Raw genomic sequence first — 22,303 nt, 5'->3', positions numbered from 1 at the left:
TTCCGCTCCCGCGTTGGCTCGCTTCGTAGCAAAACCAAAGGCTACCTGAACCCCCAAATTCAAACCTCAAACAAAAAGGAGAACACCATGAGCCTGAAAACCCGCCTCACCGAAGACATGAAAACCGCCATGCGTGCCAAAGACACGCTCACTCTCTCCACCATCCGCCTAGCCAATGCCGAAATCAAACGCTACGAAGTGGACGAGCGCGCCGAAGCCGACGATGCCAAAATCACCGCCATGCTCAGCAAAATGATTAAGCAGCGCAAAGAAAGCGCCGCCATCTATCACGAAGCCGGCCGCCAAGACCTGGCCGACAAAGAGCTGGCCGAAGTGGCCATCCTCCAGCGCTACCTGCCCGAAATGCTGTCTGAAGCCGAAATCCAAAGCGCCGTGGCCGAAGCCATTGCCCAAACCGGCGCATCCGGCATGGCCGACATGGGCAAAGCCATGGGCGTGCTGAAAAAACGCCTCGCTGGCCAAGCCGATATGAGCGATGTAAGCCGCCTGCTCAAAACCGCCTTGCAGAAATAGCAAATGCCAAAGGCTACCCGAACAAAGATGCCGAAAAATTTTAGGCTGTGCTCTCAGGTAGCCTTATCTTTTCCCGCAAAGAAACCCCCATTCCCCCACCAACTACCACAGCAGCATGAAATACGTTGTCCCCGTGCGCCGCGCATTGGGCGTACGCACCGTGTTCAACGTGTTGGGCTCGCTCACCAACCTCGCTGGAGCTGCTAGCCAGCTCATCGGCGTGTTTCACATTGATTTGGTAGGCATCCTCTCCCACGTGTTCCAGCAGCTCGGCAGCAAACACGCCCTCGTGGTGCACGGCAGCGATGAGCTCGACGAAGGCGTGGATATAGCTCGCAAAGCCATCGACAGCAGCAAAGCCCGCGCCAAACGCGACGAAGTGGCCGCCTTCTCGCAAAAACTGGCCGCACAACAGGCAAAATAATGCAGATAAGTTTCAGGTAGCCTTTAACAGGTTGCTTGAAATGCCAGCAAGGCTACCTGAAAAGAAAAGGCTACCTGAAAGTTTCAGGTAGCCTTTCTAGTTGATTACAGGGCAAAACGTCAGCCTACACCTACTCATACCCCGTAACAGTAATCTTACCGCTGTCGTATTCCGCAAGAAATACTGTACTGATATCTTCTATCCCTTGCTCTTTCAATTCAGACCGCAACCACTCTTCATCTTTATCAATCATCTCCAGCGTAGTAGGCTGGATATTGCCATCAGTAATCAGCGGATATTTCGGGTTTTCTTCGCCAAAAGAGGTGACGATGAGTTGCCCGTCCTGTTCAAGAATGGCTTGCTTAACATCTTTTACCGTATAAATGCCCTGCATACGCAGCTTAAAGGACAAATCATTGGCCGAGATGCCTGCTTTACGCACCGCGTCCACATCGATTTTGCCGCGGGAAATCAACATTACAGGCCGCCCGTCCACTAATATCTTAACCAAATCGTTATTCTTCTTCAGCCAGCGCAGCGATAAAACCGCTGCAAACCAAATGGCCAAAATCAACATAAATACGGGGACAGAAATATCGGTGTTGTAGATAACACCGCCAACAATCCCGCCAAGCACATAGTTTTGCACTTGGTCGGTGGCCGAAGCCGGCGCAAGATTGCCCTTGCCGGTCAGATTAATAACCAACACTAAGGCCAACAGGCCCAGGATAAGTTTGATTGCAACGATGACATAAAACATATGGGTGTACCTCATAAAACGGTATCGTGTGATATAGCCGAAGCACCTCTTTCAGCGTTAGCTCGCCTGGCATAAGGGCATGGCCTCAGCTATAAACAACTAAATTTTTATACTTTTAATCAGACCTGCGAAATAATATGGACATCCCGCTGTGGGAAGGGAATATTGATATGGGCAGCGCGCAGGTTTTCCACCACCTGCTCGTTCAAGCCGAAGCGGAATGCGCCCAAATCGGCTTCGTTCGTCCATGCCCACAGCGTGATTTCAATGGCGCTGTCGCCCAGATTAGTGATGTATGCCATGGCCTGCCTATCTTTGGTCTGCACACACAATGGATGCTCTGTGGCGGCTTTCAATACGGCGGCTTTGGCGGCTTTCAAATCGCAAGCGTAATCCACGCCCACCACCACCTGCACGCGGCATAACGGATTAGAAGAACGGTTTACAATGCTGTTACTCATCACCACGCTGTTTGGCAAAATTACTTCTTCGTTATCCGGCGTACTCAGCGCGGTCTGCACCATTTTGATTTCGCTCACGGTGCCTTCAAAACCGTTCACCCTAATGAAATCGCCCACTTTGAACGGGCGGAACAGGATAATCAGCGCGCCGGCGGCGAAGTTCGACAGTTGGTCTTTCAGCGACAGGGCAACTGCCAAGCCAGCACCGCCAATTAAAGCGGTAACTGATGTGGTGGGAATGCCCAGCCTGCCCAATGCGGCAATAATAATGAGGATTAACAAACCAATATTAGCCACATTACCGAGAAAGCTGACCAGCGTTTTATCCACTTTGGCACGTATCAAAGTGCCCTTCATCAAAATAACGAGGCGGGCAGCTATCCATTTACCGATAAGGAAAATCGCCAGCGCAGCAACCAAATTGGTGCCGAATGCCACGCCAATGTCGAAAAGGCGGCCCCAGCCGGAAATTGAAGAGAATTGTTGAATATCTAAATCCATGATTTTTGTATGTGTGTGGTTGAAAAAGAGAATTCTAAACAAGTAAATTTAAAAATCAAAGCAGTAGTTTAGAGTGAGTAATTCAGCATTTAATAAAACTATCTACAAAGGCTACCTGAAGTTTCAGGTAGCCTTTCTGCCCTCAGGCCTATTTCGCAATATGCAGCAAGCCGCACCACAGTTTTTCTTCCCTATCCGCAATTTCGCGCAGGAAGGCGGCGATTTGGGCGCAGCCTTGTTCGCTCGGGCGGCGGCATTGTTTCACGCACTGGCTGGCCAGCTGCCGCCATTGGTCGCCGATGGCGGTCATTTCCTGCGAGGCAGTTTGCAAGGCGGGGTTGGCGCAAATATCGGCGGCCTGTTCCAAAAAATAGGCGTAAATATAGCGGAAACCGGCGCCGCCGGTGCCGATTTCTTCCTGCATGCGCACCAAGTGGCCAAGCCACAGCTTTTGGTATTTTTCCGGCTCTTGCGGCAGGCGTTCGATTTTCTTGGCCACGGTGCGGATGCCGCGCACACCCACGAAAAACACGGGGGCGAGCATTTGTTTGGCGTTTTTGCGGATAGCGGCATACAGCAAGGCGGGCAGGCGCTCGGCCAGATGTTGCTTTGTCGGCAGGCTGGCGGTGTCGAGCGTGTACATCAAGCCCTTGCCGGCCAGGGCGCCTTTGGCAAAGCGGGCGCGCTGCAAATCGGCGGCGGCGCAGCGCTGGGGCGTTTCAAACACGGGGTCGCTGATTAAATAATCCCCGCCTTCGCGGCCATACACCAACAGATTGTGGGCGTTGAAATGAAAGCGCATTTCGGGCGGGAAATAAGGCAGCCAATACACGGAGGTTTGCAAACCGGCAATCTGCCCGCGCAACAGCGCCTCATCCAGCGCAGCCGCACCACGCTCGGCTTGGGCGAATTTGCGCATATCCAGCTTCACACCGAGGGCGCGGCAAACGTTTTTGATGATGCCGCGCGGGGCGATGCGGTAGGAAATCAGGGGCATGCTGTTGAGCTTGACCACGGGCAAATACACAAAAGTGAGCGCATGAGCCAGCCCGAACACCATGGCTTCGTTCATGGCGCAGCCGTGATGGGTGAGAAGGGCGGACATCACGCCGCTTTCGCAGTGGGCGGTGTGTTGGTGGGTGAAGGTAGTCATGACGTTGGCGTTGGTTGCGGGGAGGCAGATGATACGTGAAAAATGAAGCGGATGGAATTTCAGGTAGCCTATATTACGGCAGACGGGATAAAACCTACTGCTTCAGGTAGCCTTGGACATCTAACAAGATAAATACAGTTAACTCTCCCTTAAACCTATCGGTCTTGCCATCCGTCTGCTGGCACAGCCGAGCGGAGCGCGGTTTTTCGGGGAACAAGGGCTTGCATGTTCGAAGCGGCGAAGCCGCAAGGTGCGAGCCCGCCCGAAAAACCGCGCGGAGTGAGGGAAGTTTGGCGAAGCCAAACCTGTACCCGCAGTCGCCTTTCTTTTGCTTCCTTTTCTTTGGCAAGGCAAAGAAAACGAGGTCTCCGAAGGAGGACGAGTTTCTGCGAAGTAAAAACGAAACCTTCGCTAGAAGGGTTCGTTTTAACGCAGTTAAAACAAGAGCTCTGCAAGAGGGCTTGTTTTTGCGTAGCTAAACGAGTGCCCGCGCCGGCATGAGGCGCAAAGGTGAACAGATTGCACATAGTAAAAGGCTACCTGAAAAGCTAAAAGGCTCGAAACTGCAAATGTCAGCATAGGCCCACCGGATTCACTCTTTCAGGTAGCCTTGAGCGCACGGGCAGGCTACCTGAAACGCCTCTATTTATCCCAACAAATCGGGCTGCACCTGATGCCTGCCCTGTTCGTGGTCGAGCAGCCATTGTTTGCGCTGCAGGCCGCCGCCGTAGCCGGTGAGGCTGCCGTCTTTGCCGATGACGCGGTGGCAGGGAATGAGGATGGAGAGGCGGTTGGCGCCGTTGGCGGCGGCTACGGCGCGCACGGCGGCAGGGTTGCCGAGCTGTTCGGCCAGCGCCTGATAATGGGTGGTTTCGCCGTAGGGGATGGTTTGCAGCGCACTCCACACCCGCCGCTGAAACGGGCTGCCGGGGGCGTGCAGCGGCACGCTAAACTCGCGGCGCGTGCCTTGGAAATATTCGCCCAGCTGGGTTTGCACCAGGCGGGCGTGTTCGTTTTCGCCCTGCTTGGTTTGGCAGCCGAGCAGGCGCTGGAGGTCGCGCAATTCATCGTCGATGCGCTGGCTGCCGGCAAATTCGAGCAGGCACAGGCCACGCTCGCTGGCGGCGGCTAGGATGTTGCCCAAGGGCGAGGGAAAGGCGTGCAGATAGAGCATGGCTTGGGGGTTGGATGGCATTGGGCAGAAACCGTGCAATATTTTCAGGTAGCCTGCCGTGCTGGCAAAAGGCTACCTGAAAACTTGGCTGCTGCGATGGTAAAAAGGCTTACAGCGCGGTGACGAAGGCTACCAGCCCGAACACGATGCCGGGCGCGTTGGCCAGCGCCACGGGGAGGTCGCGCGGTTTCTTAAACAGGCCGTAGAGAACCCACAACGTACAGTTTACGGCGGCCACCAAAGGCTGGATCGGGCTGCCTTTATGCCCGGCCAGGTTGTTGGCAATCTGCGGGATGTAGGCCACATACATGCCCACGGCCATCACAGTGGCCACCACGGCCAGAATGCGGATTTGCTTTTCGTTCATTTTTGCCTCTTTATAAAGAGTGAGTCAGACGTTTCGTGCCGGCAAATGCCGGCTTCCCGTTTTCAGGTAGCCTTCTTCATGCGGGCGCAGCTGAAAGTGCGTGATTATAAAACTCGCTCCCCCGCCGCCCGCAAGGCATACTACAAAACTTAACCCGTTCTCCCGCGATGGTTTCAGCCAACCCCACCGCCCCGCAGGCTACCTGAAAACCCTTGCTTGCTTTACAATTACGGCGTTTAGCAACCGAAACACCAGCCACACCATGCCAGAAAACACCGCATCCGCTGAAAACAGCGACATCCTGCTGCTCGCCCCCTACGCCGAACGCGCCTACCTCGAATACGCCATGAGCGTGGTGAAAGGCCGCGCCCTGCCCGACGTGGGCGACGGCCAAAAGCCCGTGCAGCGGCGCATCCTGTTTGCCATGAAAGAAATGGGGCTGGCCGCCAATTCCAAGCCGGTGAAATCCGCGCGTGTGGTGGGCGAAATCCTGGGCAAATACCACCCGCACGGCGACGCTTCCGCCTACGACGCCATGGTGCGCATGGCGCAAGACTTCACCCTGCGCTATCCCTTAATCGACGGCATCGGCAACTTCGGCTCGCGCGACGGCGACGGCGCGGCCGCCATGCGCTACACCGAAGCCCGCCTCACCCCGATTGCCGAGTTGCTGCTTTCCGAGTTGCATCAAGGCACGGTGGATTTTGTGCCGAATTACGACGGCGCGTTTGACGAACCCGTAGCCCTGCCCGCCCGCCTGCCTATGGTGCTGCTCAACGGTGCCTCCGGCATCGCCGTGGGTATGGCCACCGAAATCCCGCCGCACAACCTGGGCGAAGTAACCGCCGCCGCCGTGGCCCTGCTCAAAAAGCCCGCGCTCACCACCGCCGAACTGATGGAGTACATCCCCGCCCCCGATTTCGCCAGCGGCGGCCACATCATCACCCCGGCCAAAGACCTACTCCAGCTCTACGAAACCGGCAAAGGCAGCATCCGCGTGCGCGTGCGCTACGAAATCGAAAAACTGGCACGCGGCCAATGGCGCCTCATCATCACCGAGCTGCCACCCAACACCAGCGCGCAGAAAATCCTGGCCGAAATCGAAGAGCAAACCAACCCTAAGCCCAAATCCGGCAAAAAACAGCTCAACCAAGACCAGCTCAACACCAAAAAGCTGATGCTCGAGCTCATCGACAAAGTACGCGACGAGAGCGACGGCGAGCACCCCGTGCGCCTCGTGTTCGAACCCAAATCCAGCCGCATCGAGCCGGATAACTTCATCAACACCTTAATGGCGCAAACCGGGCTGGAAGGCAATGTGCCGGCCAATCTGGTGATGATCGGACTCGACAACCGCCCCGCACAGAAAAACCTGAAAACTATTTTGCAGGAGTGGCTCGATTTCCGCGTGTCCACCGTAACCCGCCGCCTGCAACACCGCTTGGAACAGGTGCTCAAACGCATCCATATCCTCGACGGGCGCATGACCGCCTTTTTGCACATCGACGAGGTTATCCGTGTTATCCGCGAAGCCGGCGAGCCCAAGCCCGAATTGATGGCCGCCTTCGGCCTCTCCGAAATCCAAGCCGAAGATATTTTGGAAATCCGACTGCGCCAGCTCGCCCGTTTGGAAGGTTTCAAACTGGAGCATGAATTGGCCGATTTGCGCGAGGAAGAAGGCTACCTGAAAAACTTATTGGCCGACGAAGGTGCGAAGAAAAAGCTCATCATCAAAGAGATGCAGGCCGATGCCAAGCAATTTGGCGACCCGCGCCGCACGCTGGTGGCCGAAGCCGAACGCGCCGCGCTCACCCACACCACGGCCGACGAGCCGGTAACGCTTATCCTGTCGCGCCAGGGCTGGATTCGCAGCCGGGCCGGGCATGGGCTGGATTTGTCGGCCACCGCGTTTAAAGAAGGCGACGAATTACAGCAAACGCTGGAAACGCGCACTGTCGACCCGGTAGTGGTGCTCGACACGCTCGGCCGCAGCTACACCATCGACCCGGCCGAAATCCCCGGTGGGCGCGGCGACGGCGTGCCGCTGGCCTCACTCTTAGAATTGCAGCCGGACGCGTCGGTGCTCACCATGCTGGCCGGGCAGCCACAAGAGCACTACCTGCTCGCCAGCAGCGGCGGCTATGGCTTCATCGTCAAACTGGGCGATTTGGTCGGCCGCGTGAAGGCGGGCAAGGAAGTGGTAAAACTGGAGGCGGGCGAAACCCTGCTGATGCCGCAGCCGGTACGCCAGTCTGCACTGATCAACCCTGATTGCCGATTGGTGCTGGCCAGCGCGGGAAAACACCTGCTCGCCTTCCCGATTGGCGAATTGAAAGTGATGGCCAAAGGGCGTGGCCTGCAACTGATGTCTTTGCGTGGCAACGACACGCTGCAACTGACCGCCTTGGTGTCCACCCCCGATTTCTGGGTATGCAGCCGCGGCAAACGCGGCGCGGCACACCGCGAACGCTTACGCGTGCAGGACATTGAAGGCAAACGCGGCCGCAAAGGCCGGGTGCTGAATGTTTCAGGTAGCCTCATCAGCCTGAGCAGCACGAAGGAGGGCGAAGCATGACCCAACTGCCGAAACCGTATGCCCCCAACGAATGGGACAGCCAACTCGACCGCCTGCCCTGGCTGATGAACATCGCCCGCGTGAGCCTCTTGCTCTCGCTGCTCACCTTCCACGTGTTGGTAAATGCCTACGGCTCAAATGTGGGCATGGCTAGGCTGGCCTCAATGCCCATTTTCAGCAGCCGCTTCTATATTTGGGCAGCAGTATACGGAGGGCTAATCGTGTTCAGCATGGCGTTTCCCAACTGGCAGCAACAAAGAAACAATCTGCCCAACATCAGTGCGGTGGTCGACATCACTATGATGGTGATACTGATGCACCTAGCTGGTGGCATTGCCTCCGGCTTCGGCATCCTCATCCTGCCCTTTATCGGCGTATCCTGCCTGCTCAGCCACGGCCGCTACCCGCTCCTATATGCCTCCTACGTTGCCCTCCTGTTGTTTATCGGCACTTGGCTGCATTATTGGCCGTTTGAAGCCAACAGCCAAGCCGGCAGCAGTGCGATTATCCATACCATCGTGCTCTCGGCGGTAGGCTATCTGGTGGCGTTGCTCACCTCGTTTTACGCCTCTTTCCTCAACCGCGCCTCCTCCACCCTGAGCAAACACCGCCGCGCCTTCGACCGCCTCAAAGGCCTGAACGAACTGGTGCTCAACCATGTGGCCGAGGCCGTGGTGGTGGTGGACACCGGCAGCCGCATCTGGCTGATGAACCGCCAGGCCGGCCACTATTTTCCCTATGTGCAACTCGACCGCTACGAAGAAATGTTTACCCTCCTAGTGAAACGCTGGCAGCGCACCCCCACGCGCAATTTCATCACCCATGCCGAGCTGGGTGGGCAAGGCGTACAGGTGCGCGCCCGCCCATTGGTGCGCGAAGACGAATCGCTGCTGATGCTGTTTATTCGCTCCGACCAAGAAGTGGCTGTGGAAGCCATGGCCACCAAGCTGGCCGCGCTCGGCCAACTTACCGCCAACCTAGCGCACGAAATCCGTAACCCGCTCTCCGCCATCCGCCAATCCAACAGCCTCCTGGCCGAAGAAAACGAAGACCCTATGATCTCCAAGCTGCACGGCATCATCGACAACAACATCCAGCGCATCGATAAAATGCTGGAAGAAGTGAGCAGCCTGAACAAGAGCGACCGGCTCGACGCCCAAGTGATCAACCTGATGAAATTCTGGTTTGATTTCAAACAGGAATTCCTGCTCACCCGTCCCGAAGCCAAACACGCCGTACACCTTTATATGCAGGGCGGCGCACTAAAAGTGTATTTCGATAAAATGCACTTGCAGCAGATTATGTGGAACCTCATCAACAATGCCTGGCAGCACGGCAGCAAGCAGGCCGATTCCATTACCGTATTGGTTAAGCCCACCGACGACAACGTATCCGTATCGCTCACTGTGATGGACGACGGCCCCGGCGTATCGCCCGAAAACCAGCCGCGCCTGTTCGAACCGTTTTTTACCACCCGCGCCGAAGGCACCGGGCTGGGGCTGTATGTGGCACGCGAATTGGCGCACGCTAACTCCGGCCAGCTTCATTATCATCCCGAAATCAAGGGATTCGAACTAATTATGCCGAAAGATATCAATGAGTAAACAAAGCCTGCAAAAACCAGTATTGGTTGTGGACGACGAACAAGACATCCGTGACCTGATGGAAATGACCCTGATGAAAATGGGTCTGTCGGTAGAAACCGCCGAGGGCGTCAATGCCGCTAAAAAGTGGCTCGACAGCAAAAAATTCTCCCTCGTGCTCACCGATATGCGCATGCCCGACGGCTCCGGGCTCGAAGTGGTGGAATATATTAACGAAAAAGAGCTCGACGTGCCCGTGGCCGTGATCACCGCCTTCGGCAATGCCGACCAGGCCGTGCAGGCCATCAAAACCGGCGCCTTCGACTACCTGCAAAAGCCCATCACCCTGGCGCAACTGCGCACCCTGGTGAAATCCGCCATCAAAATCCACGAAGAAGACAGCCGCCCCGCCCCCGCACCGGCCAAAGAAGAACCTCCGCCCCAAGCAGACGGTGCAGACGAAGGGCTACCTGAAAACGAAGAACCGCAGGAAGAGAGCAAGGCCGCCGGCCGCAAGCTCCAGCCTGCAGCCGACAAACAGCCTGCCGCCAATCCCGAAGACATCCCCCGCCTCATCGGCCGCTCCCCGCAAATCGAAGAAGCTCGGCAGATGATCCGCAAACTTGCCCGCACCACTGTGCCTGTGTATATCGCCGGCGAATCCGGTTCCGGTAAGGAACAGGCCGCGCGCAGTATCCACGAGCTCTCCGAGCGGCGCGACCGCCCCTTTGTGGCTGTAAACTGCGGTGCTATCCCCGAAAACCTGATGGAAAGCGAATTCTTCGGCTACAAAAAAGGCAGCTTCACCGGCGCCGACCAAGACCGCCTCGGCTTCTTCCAACACGCCCACGGCGGCACCCTCTTCCTCGACGAAGTAGCCGACCTACCCCTGCACATGCAGGTGAAACTCCTGCGCGCCATCCAGGAAAAAGCCGTGCGCCGCATCGGCGACGCGCAAGAAGTGAAAGTGGACGTACGCATCATCTCCGCCACGCATAAAGACCTCGCCGCCCTCGTGGCCAAAGGCGCATTCCGGCAAGACTTGTTCTACCGCCTCAATGTCGTCTCCCTCACCATGCCGCCCCTGCGTGAAATGCGCGAAGACCTGCCCCAGCTCATCACCCAGCTCTTGCGCAAACACCGCCAAGGCGGTGACTACACCCTCACCCAGCCCGCCAAACAGGCCCTCTTGCAATACAGCTATCCCGGCAACTTCCGCGAGCTGGAAAACATCCTCGAACGCGCCGTCGCCCTGGCCGCCGACAACACCATCGATGCCGCCGACCTCCAGCTCTCCAGCTCCCCGCTATTGGATGAAGACGACGACTGGGGCAGCGCCATCGCCGCCGTCAGCCAAAACAGCGGCAGCCCCGACACCACTGAAGCAGCCGCTCCAGAAAACAGCGGCCAACTCGATAACCTGCCCGGCTTCGTCCTCGGCCGCACCCAGGTGCAAGACTACCTCGACGACGTAGAGCGGCTGATTATCGAGCAAGCCCTGCAAAAAACCCGCTACAACCGCACCCAGGCCGCCAAACTGCTCGGCATCAGCTTCCGATCCATGCGCTACCGGATGGAACGCTTGGAAATCGAGTAGCCGCATAACTTGACTGAAATGAAGAGATAAACTTTCAGGTAGCCTTTGAGGCTACCTGAAAGTCAAAATCCAGACACAAGGAGAAGCCAATGTGGAAAAAACCGAATCCTCGCACACTGGACGGCTTGCTCGCCGCACTGTTCTATGTGCCGATGCTGGTATTGTTTATGGTTTATGCCGATTGGTATGGTTTGAGCCTGTTTCTCTTATTGATGCTGCCCACGCTAGTTGTGTACGTGTTCGGCCTCAAATGGAAAGAATTCAAACCCTATCTGGCCTCAGGCATTTCACTCAGTGCCAATATGGCGCTATGGTGGGTATTCCTGCAATCCAACACAGACGCGCTGTTTATTTATCTTATCGGGATGTGTGCCTGGTCTCTCGGCTTTTTCTGGCTGTTGATCACCCAGCGTGATTGGGAAGGCAGTAATAAAGGCGCATTTTGGCGAGGATTTCTGATGACAGGGGTAGGTTTTGCGCTTGTCTGTTTTGCCTCATTGTTCTAACAAACACACTCACCGCTACAACTAAACCTCTTACCTCCTCACACAAGACAATAAGCCACCATGCACCCCATCCCACTCATCACCCCCACCCCACACACCCTGCCCGACTACGCCCGTCATCCCGCATTGACTGTCTCCAATACCCCACCTGCTTCCGGCCTCTACCTGGCCGCCGAAGAACACGGCATCGTATTGCACCGCGCGGGCGACAAAGGCGCCGTGTGGGTAGATTTCACCGCCGGCGCGGCTCAACACAGGCGGCTGCACGGCGGCGGCGAATTGCTGGCTAAAGCCGTCGGCCGCAGCAAACAGCCCTCTGTATGGGATGCCACCGGCGGGCTCGGCCGCGATAGTTTTGTTTTGGCCGGTTTGGGGCTGAACGTGCATATTTTCGAGCGGCATCCCGCCGTATACTGCCTATTGGCCGACGGCCTCGCACGCGCCCTGCTCCACTCCGATACTGCCGAAACCGCTTCCCGCCTCACCCTGCTCCACGCCGATGCCGCCGAATATATGCCACGCCTGGCTGCCGAAATCGGCCGCCCGCAAGTGGTGTATCTCGACCCGATGTACCCCGAACGGCGCAAATCGGCAGCGGTAAAAAAAGAAATGGCGTTTTTCCACGAGCTGGTCGGTACCGCGCAAAATGATGCCACCCTACTCGATGCCTCCCTCGCCACAGCCGCCGCCCGTGTGGTGATCAAACGCCCGCGCTTGGGCGATTTCCTGTGCGGCCGCAAGCCGGATTACCAATACACGGGCAAATCAACCCGGTTTGATGTGTATAACGGGAGCGGTGCTTAACTCAAGCCGTAGGATTGATATATGTTGCCGCACATAAACTGCATCGGATTAAACGTACTATCCAGCCCTTCTGTTTAAAAAGGCTACCTGAAAACCCAGTACAGCGTTTTCAGGTAGCCTCATAGAATGGCTTTCACTTTTTCAGGTAGCCTTTTCCCAAAGGCTACCTGAAAGCAAAATCTCAACTCCATTCAAACCAAAACCTCCCGCCACCCCATTCGGGGCAGCAGGAGGTTTCATTTCTCATCCCGCCTTAACGCTGCTGGTTTTGCAGCAAGGCAGCGCGTTCTTTGAATGCTTCGTTTTCCTGCGGGGTCAGTATCCACATTTCCACGATATTGCCCGCCCCGTTGCGGCGCAGAGCCACGATGCGGCCGGTGTAGTTTTGCAGCTGGCCGTGGGTAATGAAGCGGTTGTTCTCGTCTTTAATGCGCACGCCCTGCACCATATCCACAGTTTTCGCGCCATCGTCCAGCCAACCCAAAGTCAGGGTGCGCAACCAGGAAAAGCCGTCGGTAGTGAGCGTAACCTGCGGGAAAGAAGCAGATTTCAGCACGGCCACTTCCATGCTGTCGATGGGGAAGCGGTGCGCCCAAGCGGTGCTGCTCAAGGCCAGCAGCAAAGCCAGCAAATATTTTTTCATGTTTCGTCTGCCTGTGTGATTAATCGGATTAAAACGCTGTCATTATAATATATTGGCAAACACTCGGCTACTTGCACGCTGCCGGTATGCTGCGCCAAACGCGCGAAAGCGTGGTGCCGTTGGCATACAGTTTAATCTCCGAACTTTTTACGCCGCGTTGCCGCACATCCATCACCACGCCGTCTTTATGTGTGAAGGGGTTGTGCAGTGCCACAGTATAGGCCGAATTGGTATAGCTGCGGACTTGGATAAAGTTTTCCGGCAAACGCAAACGGGTTTGCAGCTGTTTTTGCAGGCATTGTGCTACCTCGCCCGGCGCTTTGTCGCTCCGCACCTCCACCTCCGGCCTGCCGCGTGTGGGCTGGCTGCGGAAGCCGTAGGCCATGCGCGAACTACCGATTTTCACATCGTCATCATAATTGATATTCGACTGCTGCCGGCGGATGCCCGCTGCTTCCGGCGAAATGCAACCGGCCAGCGCCAAAAGCGGCAGCAGCCACAATAAATTTGAATATTTCAACTTTTTTCTCCTACAGCCAGCCAAACCTGATCAAGCCCGGCTGATTTGGAACAGAATTCGGAATGCCCGCGCGGTATCCACAAAGTTACGCATGATAGCAGCGGAGCAAGCAATTTCGAAACCGTTTAACCCTGCTTTACTCCAACATACTGTCTGCAATATTATTTTTACAGTTGCCAAACCAGCTGCTCCTGTTTATAAAGGCTGTCTGAAAACGCCAATCCCGTCGCTGCCCGGCACTTGACAGCCTACGCCGCCCCATTGGCACCCCCCCATGAATACGCAAAACTTCTCTTTCGCCTCCTTTTTATGGTACCGCCCAACTGAGCAGTATCTTTATACTGCGCACCTGATTCGCGCTACATTAGCCGAAAGAAAAGCTACCGCCCGGAAACCCCGAGCGGTTTTTTATTTGCTCCGGCAAGGCCGCTCACCCACGGAATCCCTCCCATGAACCGCCAAGCCGAACAGGAACATAAAATGTCTGCCCTAGCCCGCCAACTCCGCCAGCTTCCCCCCGCCCAGCCTCGCACCGAGCTGCAACGCTGGTATTTGGCCGTGGACGGCAACCAGCACCGTGCCGATTTGCAGGCCGATACGCCGCAGCAGCAAGATTTCATGCTGTGCGAAGCCCTGCTGCCGCAAATCCGCTCCCTGGCCTGCTTGATTGCTGCCGAGCGGCACAATTTCGAGCAACACAGCCCGGAAGTGTTCACCGAAGAAGCAGATTGGTTTGCCGCCCGTATTTTGGTGTTGGGCGTGCGCGTGTTTCATTTAGACATCACGCTGATTCCGATGCTGCAAACCGCCAACCGCCGTGCTGCCGAATACGCCCGCAAACACGGGTTGCCCTTCACCCCCGCGCAAATGCGCATGAGCCTGCACGCCTCGCGCCCCAACGGCGGGCTGATTTTGGAAAACGCCTGCTTTGCCGATGCGGATTTGGGTATAATCGGCAATTCGCTGCAACTGAGCCACAGCCTGCCCAATCTGATTACCGGTTGAACGCAGACTGTCGGCTACGGGCACACAAAACACACCGTCTGATAAAAAGGCTACCTGAAACAAAGCTCCCGAAGGAAGCCGAGTTTTCAAGAAACCAAAACAACCGTTCAGGCTACCTGAAAAATGTGAGCTTCAACGAAGCTTCGGCACAGCAGAAGCCAACCTTCTGCGAAGCCAAAAACAAAGCCGTCGTCAAACTCAAACCGCCATGTTTATTTTTAATCCCGAATATATCAACTGCCCGCCCGAACGCCTGCCGCGTTTGGGCGTTCTATTGCTGCTTTTATGGATCACCCTGCCGCTGGCCTTTACCCTGCCTGCCAGCGTGATTGTCGTATTCGGCGTGCTGTGGCTGATACAGCTCGGGCTCACGCTTATCGGTAGCCGCGGCCTGCCCGCTTGGGCCACCGCCATCGGCGGCCTGGCCGTGTTTGGCTTCGTGTTTTCTCAGTTGGGCACGTTTCTCGGCAGCGAAGGCGGCAGCGCACTGCTTCTGCTGCTGGTGCTGCTAAAAACCTATGAAAGCCGCGTGTTGCGCGATTGGCATATGCTGCTCACCTCCATGGTATTCCTGATGGGCGCCACCGTGCTGCTCAACCAAGGCATGTTCATCGGCCTGTGGCTTTTGGCCGGCCTGTTCGGCACTGCCACCTGCATCGCCCTCTTCAATATGCCGCCGCGCCTGGCCGCCCGCCACGCCGCTACTGCCCTGCTACTCACCCTGCCGCTGACTGCCGTATTATTTATCGCCGTGCCACGCATGAGCGAGCCTCTGTGGCGCATTCCGCAGCCACCAAAACCCGGCCAAGCCCAAACCGGCCTGTCTGACACCATGCAGCCGGGCAGCATCAGCAATTTGGTGCAGAGCAACGAACTGGCTTTCAACACCACTTTCGACGGAGGCTACACCCCCAACCCGGCCGATCTCTATTGGCGCGCTATCACCATGAGCCAGTTCGACGGAGAACAATGGCGTGCCGATGATGACGAACTACCCACCCGTGCCGATACCGCCTACACGCAAACCATTGTTTCCTATAGCATCATTATGCGAGATGAGCAAGGCCGCATTCCTGCGCTAGACTATCCCATTATCAACTTCAACGCTGACAATGCCCGCAGCAAAATGCGTTTTGCCGAAGGCCACACTATCCGCGTACGCAGCCACGACGGCCTGCGCCGTTTCGTGCTCCGTGCCGCCATCGGCAACAGGCTACCTGAAAAACTCTCCCCCTCGCGCCAGCGCCAGCTGAGCCGTCTGCCCGGCTACAGCAACCAGCGCACCCGCTCGCTCGCCCGCCAGCTGCGCAGCCAATCCGCCAACACCGTCGATTTCGTCAACCGCACCCTGGCCTATTACCGCAACCAATCCTTCGCCTACACCCTCAATCCCCCGCTCGACCGCAGCCCCGACCGCATCGACAACTTCGTGTTCGACAACCGCCGCGGCTTCTGCGAACACTACGCCGAAAGCTTTGTGGTCATCATGCGCGCCGCCGGCGTGCCTGCCCGCGTGGTTACCGGCTATCAGGGCGGCGAATACAACCCCGACGGCGGCTTCTGGCAGGTGCGCGGCAAAGATGCCCACGCCTGGGCCGAAGTGTGGCTGCCCGAAGAAGAGGCCTGGCTGCGCGTCGATCCCACCGCCGCCGTGAGCAGCAACCGCATCGAACAAGGCCTCTCCTCCGCGCTGGAGGGCGGCGAGCAAGAGCTGGTGGCCGGCAGCGGCAATTGGCAATGGTGGAACAAACTCAGCGCCGAAGGCCAGTTTTACTGGCAACAATGGGTGGTGAACTACGACAGCAGTTCGCAGCAAAACCTGTTCCACAGCTTGGGCTTGGGCGGCTTCAACCTATTGAGCCTGCTCGTATTCCTGCTGATTGGCGGCACCTTAGCCGTGATTCCGCTGTGGTTATGGTGGCGGCGCAGCAGCCGGCGTTATGCCAACCTCCTGGAAGAAGGCTTCGCCCGCATCAAAGCATGCCTGCTCGACGTGGAAGGCATCGACCCCACCGCCCTTGGCCCCGCCGAAACTGCCAACATCTTACGTGAACAAGAGCATCTCAGTCCCGAGCTAGAAAGCCTGCTAGCGCAATACGAGCGCTGGAACTACGCCGACGGCCTGCCTCCGAAAGCCGCACAAAAGCGCTGGTATCGCCAATGTTGCCGCGCCGTACGCAAGGTTAGGTTGTAAAACACCGCGCCTTTACCTGCACAAACTCGGATTAACGTTTAATTTTCCGTTTATCTATATATCTTTCAGGTAGTCTTAATCAAGGCAAACCCATAGTGGATTAAATTTAAATCAGGACAAGGCGGCAAGCTGCAGATAGCATGGGTAGCACAGCAAGGTAGGTCAACGCAGTCTTGGTTTAAAATCAATTCACTATAACCTTGACAAGGCTACCTGAAAATTCGTTCGCAACACCCGGAAAGGATAACCCATGAAACGTTTCTTCCCCTTGATGGCCGCCCTCGGCCTGGCCGCCTGCGCCGGTAGCCAAACCCCTGCTTCCGCCTCTGAGCCAGCCGACGCCTCTATGCCCGCCGTGGGCACGGCTAATCCCGCCAGCGTGTACTGCATGCAGCAGGGCGGCAAGTCTGAAATCCGTAAAAACCAAGACGGCAGCGAATACGGCATGTGCATCCTGCCCGACGGCAAAGAAGTGGAGGAATGGGCATACTATAGGGGATTAAAATAAACATGATACTAGGCGGCGAGCCGCAGGGCGTACAGGCAGTACGTCAAGGCGAGCCAACGCCGTAGCATGGCGATTTTAATCCACTATACCGCGCCAACAACGTCGGCAACGGCACATAAGCCCCGCCCGGCCAAACAGGCAGGCTACCTGAAATCCGATTTTCAGGTAGCCTGTTTGCCTTTTCCCAGCCCCAAGAATAGCGGCGATAATGCTAAAATACCGCCTTCAGCACCATCATGCGCGCACCCCGCGCACCCGTGCGCCCGAACAACCCATCAAAGCATCCCACATGGCCTACCAAGTTCTCGCCCGCAAGTGGCGCCCCAAAACCTTTGCCGATTTAGTCGGGCAGGAACACGTTGTCAAAGCCCTGCAAAACGCCCTGGGCAAAGGCCGACTGCACCACGCCTACCTGCTCACCGGCACTCGCGGCGTGGGCAAAACCACCATCGCCCGCATCCTGGCCAAAAGCCTGAACTGCGAAACCCCGCACGAAGGCGAACCCTGCGGCCAATGCCAATCCTGCCGCGACATCGACACAGGGCGGTTTGTAGACCTGCTGGAAATCGACGCCGCCTCCAACACCGGTATCGACAACATCCGCGAAGTGCTGGAAAACGCCCAATACGCGCCCACCGCCGGCAAATACAAAGTCTATATCATCGACGAAGTGCACATGCTCTCCAAATCCGCGTTCAACGCCATGCTCAAAACGTTGGAAGAGCCGCCCGAACACGTCAAATTCATCCTCGCCACCACCGACCCGCACAAAGTCCCCGTTACCGTACTCAGCCGCTGCCTGCAATTCGTGCTGCGCAACATGACCGCCCAGCAGGTATCGCAGCACCTCGTACACGTTCTGACTAGCGAACAAATCCCCTATGAAGCCCCCGCCCTCGCCCTGCTCGGCCGTGCCGCCGCAGGCTCCATGCGCGACGCGCTCAGCCTGCTCGACCAAGCCATCGCCATGGGTTCGGGCAGCGTAACCGAAGCCGACGTGCGCCACATGATCGGCGCCGTCGACCAACGCTACCTTTATTCCCTGCTGCAAGCCGCCGCCAGCCAAGACGGCGCCGCTCTGCTCGCCACCGCACAGGAAATGGCCGGCCGCGCCATCGGTTTCGACAGCGCCTTGAGCGAGCTCGCCCTCCTGCTGCAAAAGCTCGCCCTCATCAAAACCATCCCCGCCGCCGTGCCAGCAGACGACCCCGAGCGCGACACCCTGCAACAACTCGCCGGCCAACTGGGCGACGAACAAATCCAGCTGTATTACCAATGCGTTATCCACGGCAAACAAGACCTGCCGCTCGCGCCCGACGAATACGCCGGCTTCGTGATGACCCTGCTGCGCCTGCTCGCCTTCGCCCCCTTGGCCGCCGCCGAGCTGCCCGAAGGCAGCCAAATCAGCGGCAGCGAACTGCACGATCCCGCCCCAAAGCGCCGTCCGGCTGCCATACCGCAGCCGGATAAGGCCCGCATTCCAGCCGAAAACCATCCCGCAGAAGCCCCAGCCGCCCAAGCCGATCCCAGGCTACCTGAAAGCGGGCATAGCGAACTTCTGCGCAGCAAAAGCGGGCAACGCGAGTTTCCGCACGGCCAAAATGAGCACGGCAGCTTTTCAGGTAGCCCAAACGACAACGGCAGGCTTTCACAAAACGAACCCCTGCCGCAGGAAACAACCCCCGCTGCCCGCCATGCCGAAAGGCTACCTGAAAACATTTCAGGTAGGCCAAACGGTCAGCACGGGCTTTCGCCCAACCCAAATGCATCCGGTAAGTCCGCACCCGGTTCAGCTGAACCCGGCCGCCTCTATCCTAGCGAGCCGCAACCTGCCCCGACAGAAGCCGTCCCCGCCGCCTTCGAAAGCAGCCTGCCGTGGGACGATGCCCCGCCGACCACCGGTTTTGAAACCCGGCAGCCCGACAGCCAGCCAAACCAAAGGCTACCTGAAACCGAGCCCAGCCAAAACCTCGCAAACGAGTTTCCGCATAGCCGAAACCAAGATGACAGCCTGCTCCAACACAGGCATGATGCCGCATCCCAAAACGAATCCGAATTAGGCAGTGAAAGGCTACCTGAAACCGAACAAAGCGGATTTTTACACAGCCAAAACGGGCAAAACGAACCATTTCCCGCCCAATCGGCCGCTGCCGAAACCCCAGAACACCCCGGCACGGCAGCCCTGCCCCTGCCCGATGCCGACACCTGGCCGCACATCGTCACCGCCATCGCCCCCAAAATCGGTGCCGCCCAAATGAGCGCCCAGCACACCGCCTGCCTCGGTTACGACCCGCAGCAACACCTGCTCACCCTTGCCGTGGCCGAAGCCGGGCAAGTCAGCATCAGCCGTGAACACATCCAGCGCATTGAGCAGCACCTGGCCGCCGCCTACGGCCATCCCGTCAGCATCCGCACTACCGATTGGCCGGCCGATGGCACAGCCGCCGAAACCCACGCCATGCGCCAACAGCGCCTGCGCCAGGCCGCCCGCGATCAAGCGCAAAGCCTGCTGGAGCAAGATCTAGCCGCACAAGATATCCTTAATTTATTCGGCGCCCGCTGGCTACCCGAAAGCCTTGTATTGCAGGAAAACGGCCAAACCTAAGGCCGCTCCCGCACTTTTTTATTCCCACCCACTCTTTAAATAGGAGCACACTCATGTTCAACAAAGCCGGCCTCGGCAACCTGATGCAACAGGCACAAAAAATGCAGGAAAAAATGAAACAGGCACAGGCCGAATTGGCCAACATCACCGTAGAAGGAGAAGCCGGCGGCGGCATGGTGAAAATCTCCCTCAGCTGCCACCACGCCGTCAAACGCGTGCATATCGACGACAGCCTCGCTGCCGATGCCGCTTCCGACAAAGAAATGCTGGAAGACCTGATTGCCGCCGCCTTCAACGATGCCGCCCGCAAAGTAGAAGCTGCCGCCCAGCAGCATATGTCGCAATTTACCCAAGGCCTCGGCCTGCCCCCCGGCATGGACAACTTCTTCAAGTAATCCGCGCACAAAACACCGGCTGCCTAAGCTCATCAGGCAGCCGGTTTGTGTTTGGCTTGCATCAGTTTTCAGGTAGCCTCCATACCATCTTGAGGCTACCTGAAAATTAGAAAAGGCAGCCAAACAGAGCTCTACTATAACAATACCACCCTAACCTCGGTCTTCACCATATATGAATTAAAATTAAGAATGGCTAGCCTGGCCGCATGTATGGCCTGTGGCTCACCGCCGTATCCCATTCTTATTCTAATCCACGAGAACAACAAAAAGGCTACCTGAAAACTTTCAGGTAGCCTTTTCATCATGCCCAAACGCTTACAGGGAAATACGGCGGAAGTCTTTGAGCAGGTTGGCCAAGAACACGGTGAAGCGCATGCCGGCTGCGCCGTCGATCACGCGGTGGTCGAACGACAGGGAGATCGGGCACATCAGGCGGGCTTCGAAATCGGAGCCGTTCCACACCGGTTTCATCTGTGATTTGCACACGCCCAAGATGGCTACTTCGGGGGCATTCACAATCGGGGTGAAGCCGGTGCCGCCGATGCCGCCCAAGCTGGAAATAGTGAAGCAGGCGCCCTGCATTTCCTGCGGTTTGAGCTTGCCTTCGCGGGCTTTTTTACTCAATTCGCCCAGCTCGATGCTGATTTCTTTAAGGCCTTTTTTGTCCACATCTTTAATCACGGGCACCACCAAGCCGTTGGGGGTGTCGGCGGCAAAGCCGATATGGAAGTATTTTTTCAACACCAGGTTGTCGCCATCGAGCGAAGAGTTGAACTCGGGGAAGGCTTTGAGTGCGGCCACGCTGGCTTTGATGATGAAGGCCAGGGGCGAGAGTTTCACGCCTTCGCGCTCCCACTCCTTGTTGAGCTGTTTGCGGAAGCTTTCCAGCTCGGTCATGTCGGCTTCGTCGTGTACGGTAACGTGCGGAATCATTACCCAGTTGCGCGACAGGTTTTGGCCGGAAATCTTCTTGATGCGGCTGAGTTCTTTCACTTCGACTTCGCCAAATTTGGCGAAATCCACTTTCGGCCACGGCAGCAAATCCAAGCCGCTGCCCAAAGAAGCACCGGCAGCTGCGGGCTTGCCTGCACCGCCCTGCATGGCGGCTTTAACGAAGGCTTTGATGTCGTCTTTGGTGATGCGACCTTTGTTGCCGCTGCCTTTCACCAAACTCAAATCCACGCCCAATTCGCGCGCCAGTTTGCGGGCGGAGGGGCCGGCATGGGCTTTGGCGAAACCAGCTTCGTTCACGGGCGCGCTGCCATAGGCAGCGGTGGCCGGAGCGGCAGCTGCAGCAGGAGCCGGAGCGGCAGCAGGCGCAGGTGCAGCTTTGGGCGCGGCAGCGGCGGGAGCAGCAGCGACAGGTGCGCCGGCGGCGGCCACGTCAATAATAATGCTGCCTTCAGACACTTTATCGCCCACTTTAATGTGTACGGCAGTAACGGTGCCGGCAGCGGTGCTGGGCACATCCATAGTGGCTTTGTCGGTTTCTAATGTGATCAGGGTGTCGTCCACGACCACGGTATCGCCCACTTTCACTTCCACGGCAATCACATCCACATCGGTGTGGCCGCCGATATCGGGCACGGCTACCTGAACATTGGCAGCAGCAGCCGGGGCAGCGGCGAGCGCAGCAGGTGCGGGAGCGGCTTCGGCTTTGGGTGCTGCCGCCGGAGCGGCAGCGGCGCCTGCACCGGCGGCTTCCACCAGCACAATCACATGGCCTTCAGACACTTTGTCGCCCACTTTCACCTTAACTTCTTTCACCACGCCAGCAGCATCGGCCGGTACATCCATGGTGGCTTTGTCGGTTTCCAGGGTAATCAGGGTGTCATCCAGCGCGATGGTGTCACCGGTTTTCACGGCTACATCGATCACGTCTACATTTTCGTGTCCGCCGATATCGGGGACTTTGATTTCTGCAATACTCATGAGAGTTCCTTTAGTATTCGGTTGGATATGGTCTGAACAGGTTCAGACACCATTAAATTAAC

General features: G+C 57.2%; 19 protein-coding genes and 1 pseudogene. 12 read left to right on the top strand and 8 right to left on the bottom strand.

The annotated features are described in order from the left end of the window. Positions 1 to 87: 87 nt before the first annotated feature. Both A7P96_RS05680 and A7P96_RS05675 read left to right on the top strand, forming a co-directional pair. Positions 88 to 534, top strand: coding sequence for a GatB/YqeY domain-containing protein (locus tag A7P96_RS05680; RefSeq protein WP_067438306.1), 447 nt, complete (start codon positions 88 to 90; stop codon positions 532 to 534). A 100-nt stretch (positions 535 to 634) separates the two neighbouring features. Further along, a pseudogene (locus A7P96_RS05675) lies at positions 635 to 958 on the top strand (hypothetical protein); the annotation flags it as partial. 130 nt (positions 959 to 1,088) lie between these two features. Here A7P96_RS05675 and A7P96_RS05670 read toward each other — a convergent pair. The 5 genes from A7P96_RS05670 to A7P96_RS05645 form a co-directional block, all read right to left on the bottom strand. Then, on the bottom strand, positions 1,089 to 1,718 hold the full coding sequence (locus A7P96_RS05670; protein ID WP_067525448.1) for a DUF421 domain-containing protein: 630 nt from the start codon (positions 1,716 to 1,718) through the stop codon (positions 1,089 to 1,091). 119 nt (positions 1,719 to 1,837) lie between these two features. Beyond that, positions 1,838 to 2,680, bottom strand: coding sequence for a mechanosensitive ion channel family protein (locus tag A7P96_RS05665; RefSeq protein WP_067525446.1), 843 nt, complete (start codon positions 2,678 to 2,680; stop codon positions 1,838 to 1,840). A gap of 148 nt (positions 2,681 to 2,828) precedes the next feature. Beyond that, positions 2,829 to 3,833 carry a BtrH N-terminal domain-containing protein gene (locus A7P96_RS05660; RefSeq protein ID WP_067525444.1) on the bottom strand — a complete coding sequence of 335 codons (1,005 nt, stop codon included), beginning with the start codon at positions 3,831 to 3,833 and terminating at the stop codon, positions 2,829 to 2,831. A 646-nt stretch (positions 3,834 to 4,479) separates the two neighbouring features. After that, positions 4,480 to 5,028: a methylated-DNA--[protein]-cysteine S-methyltransferase gene (locus A7P96_RS05650; protein WP_231863643.1), complete on the bottom strand. Its 549-nt coding sequence runs from the start codon at positions 5,026 to 5,028 to the stop codon at positions 4,480 to 4,482. A gap of 88 nt (positions 5,029 to 5,116) precedes the next feature. Next, positions 5,117 to 5,374, bottom strand: a complete 258-nt coding sequence (locus A7P96_RS05645; RefSeq protein WP_067525440.1) for a SemiSWEET family transporter — start codon at positions 5,372 to 5,374, stop codon at positions 5,117 to 5,119. Between the two features lie 262 nt (positions 5,375 to 5,636). On the opposite strand from A7P96_RS05645, the gene parC reads away from it, so the two are divergent. From parC to A7P96_RS05620, 5 genes are all read left to right on the top strand, one after another. Then, complete coding sequence (parC, locus tag A7P96_RS05640; protein WP_067525438.1) at positions 5,637 to 7,949, top strand: DNA topoisomerase IV subunit A; 2,313 nt, start codon at positions 5,637 to 5,639, stop codon at positions 7,947 to 7,949. Continuing rightward, complete coding sequence (locus A7P96_RS05635; RefSeq protein WP_067525436.1) at positions 7,946 to 9,553, top strand: PAS domain-containing sensor histidine kinase; 1,608 nt, start codon at positions 7,946 to 7,948, stop codon at positions 9,551 to 9,553. The genes parC and A7P96_RS05635 overlap by 4 nt, the downstream gene beginning before the upstream one ends. Beyond that, a complete protein-coding gene (locus tag A7P96_RS05630; protein WP_067525434.1) occupies positions 9,546 to 11,129 on the top strand; it encodes a sigma-54 dependent transcriptional regulator in 1,584 nt (527 codons plus the stop codon). The genes A7P96_RS05635 and A7P96_RS05630 overlap by 8 nt, the downstream gene beginning before the upstream one ends. 89 nt (positions 11,130 to 11,218) lie before the next feature. Beyond that, positions 11,219 to 11,635 (top strand): hypothetical protein, encoded by a 417-nt coding sequence (locus tag A7P96_RS05625; RefSeq protein WP_067525432.1) that lies wholly within the window; start codon positions 11,219 to 11,221, stop codon positions 11,633 to 11,635. 60 nt (positions 11,636 to 11,695) lie between these two features. After that, complete coding sequence (locus A7P96_RS05620; RefSeq protein WP_067525430.1) at positions 11,696 to 12,439, top strand: class I SAM-dependent methyltransferase; 744 nt, start codon at positions 11,696 to 11,698, stop codon at positions 12,437 to 12,439. A gap of 253 nt (positions 12,440 to 12,692) precedes the next feature. Here A7P96_RS05620 and A7P96_RS05615 read toward each other — a convergent pair whose 3' ends face one another. Both A7P96_RS05615 and A7P96_RS05610 read right to left on the bottom strand, forming a co-directional pair. Continuing rightward, positions 12,693 to 13,082, bottom strand: a complete 390-nt coding sequence (locus tag A7P96_RS05615; RefSeq protein ID WP_064083976.1) for a hypothetical protein — start codon at positions 13,080 to 13,082, stop codon at positions 12,693 to 12,695. A 67-nt stretch (positions 13,083 to 13,149) separates the two neighbouring features. Next, a complete protein-coding gene (locus A7P96_RS05610; protein WP_231863642.1) occupies positions 13,150 to 13,602 on the bottom strand; it encodes a hypothetical protein in 453 nt (150 codons plus the stop codon). A 480-nt stretch (positions 13,603 to 14,082) separates the two neighbouring features. On the opposite strand from A7P96_RS05610, the gene A7P96_RS05605 reads away from it, so the two are divergent. The 5 genes from A7P96_RS05605 to A7P96_RS05585 all read left to right on the top strand — a co-directional run bounded on the left by A7P96_RS05605 (position 14,083) and on the right by A7P96_RS05585 (position 20,309). Continuing rightward, complete coding sequence (locus tag A7P96_RS05605; protein ID WP_067526331.1) at positions 14,083 to 14,607, top strand: hypothetical protein; 525 nt, start codon at positions 14,083 to 14,085, stop codon at positions 14,605 to 14,607. Positions 14,608 to 14,815: 208 nt separating this feature from the next. Beyond that, entirely contained in the window at positions 14,816 to 16,801 is a 1,986-nt protein-coding gene (locus A7P96_RS05600) for a DUF3488 and transglutaminase-like domain-containing protein (RefSeq protein ID WP_067525428.1), read from the top strand. Positions 16,802 to 17,051: 250 nt separating this feature from the next. Beyond that, positions 17,052 to 17,309, top strand: coding sequence for a DUF333 domain-containing protein (locus tag A7P96_RS05595; protein WP_067525426.1), 258 nt, complete (start codon positions 17,052 to 17,054; stop codon positions 17,307 to 17,309). 289 nt (positions 17,310 to 17,598) lie between these two features. Further along, entirely contained in the window at positions 17,599 to 19,914 is a 2,316-nt protein-coding gene (gene dnaX / locus A7P96_RS05590; protein ID WP_067526330.1) for a DNA polymerase III subunit gamma/tau, read from the top strand. A gap of 53 nt (positions 19,915 to 19,967) precedes the next feature. Continuing rightward, positions 19,968 to 20,309: a YbaB/EbfC family nucleoid-associated protein gene (locus tag A7P96_RS05585; protein ID WP_067525423.1), complete on the top strand. Its 342-nt coding sequence runs from the start codon at positions 19,968 to 19,970 to the stop codon at positions 20,307 to 20,309. 315 nt (positions 20,310 to 20,624) lie between these two features. On the opposite strand, the gene aceF is transcribed toward A7P96_RS05585, so the two are convergent. Continuing rightward, positions 20,625 to 22,241 carry a dihydrolipoyllysine-residue acetyltransferase gene (gene aceF / locus A7P96_RS05580; protein WP_067525421.1) on the bottom strand — a complete coding sequence of 539 codons (1,617 nt, stop codon included), beginning with the start codon at positions 22,239 to 22,241 and terminating at the stop codon, positions 20,625 to 20,627. Between the last annotated feature and the right edge of the window lie 62 nt (positions 22,242 to 22,303).

Origin of the sequence: Eikenella sp. NML03-A-027 (genome assembly GCF_001648395.1) — a bacterium.
Lineage (GTDB): Bacteria > Pseudomonadota > Gammaproteobacteria > Burkholderiales > Neisseriaceae > Eikenella > Eikenella exigua.
The sequence above is the reverse complement of the archived record's forward strand: the minus strand, read 5'-3'. Positions and strand labels throughout refer to the sequence as shown.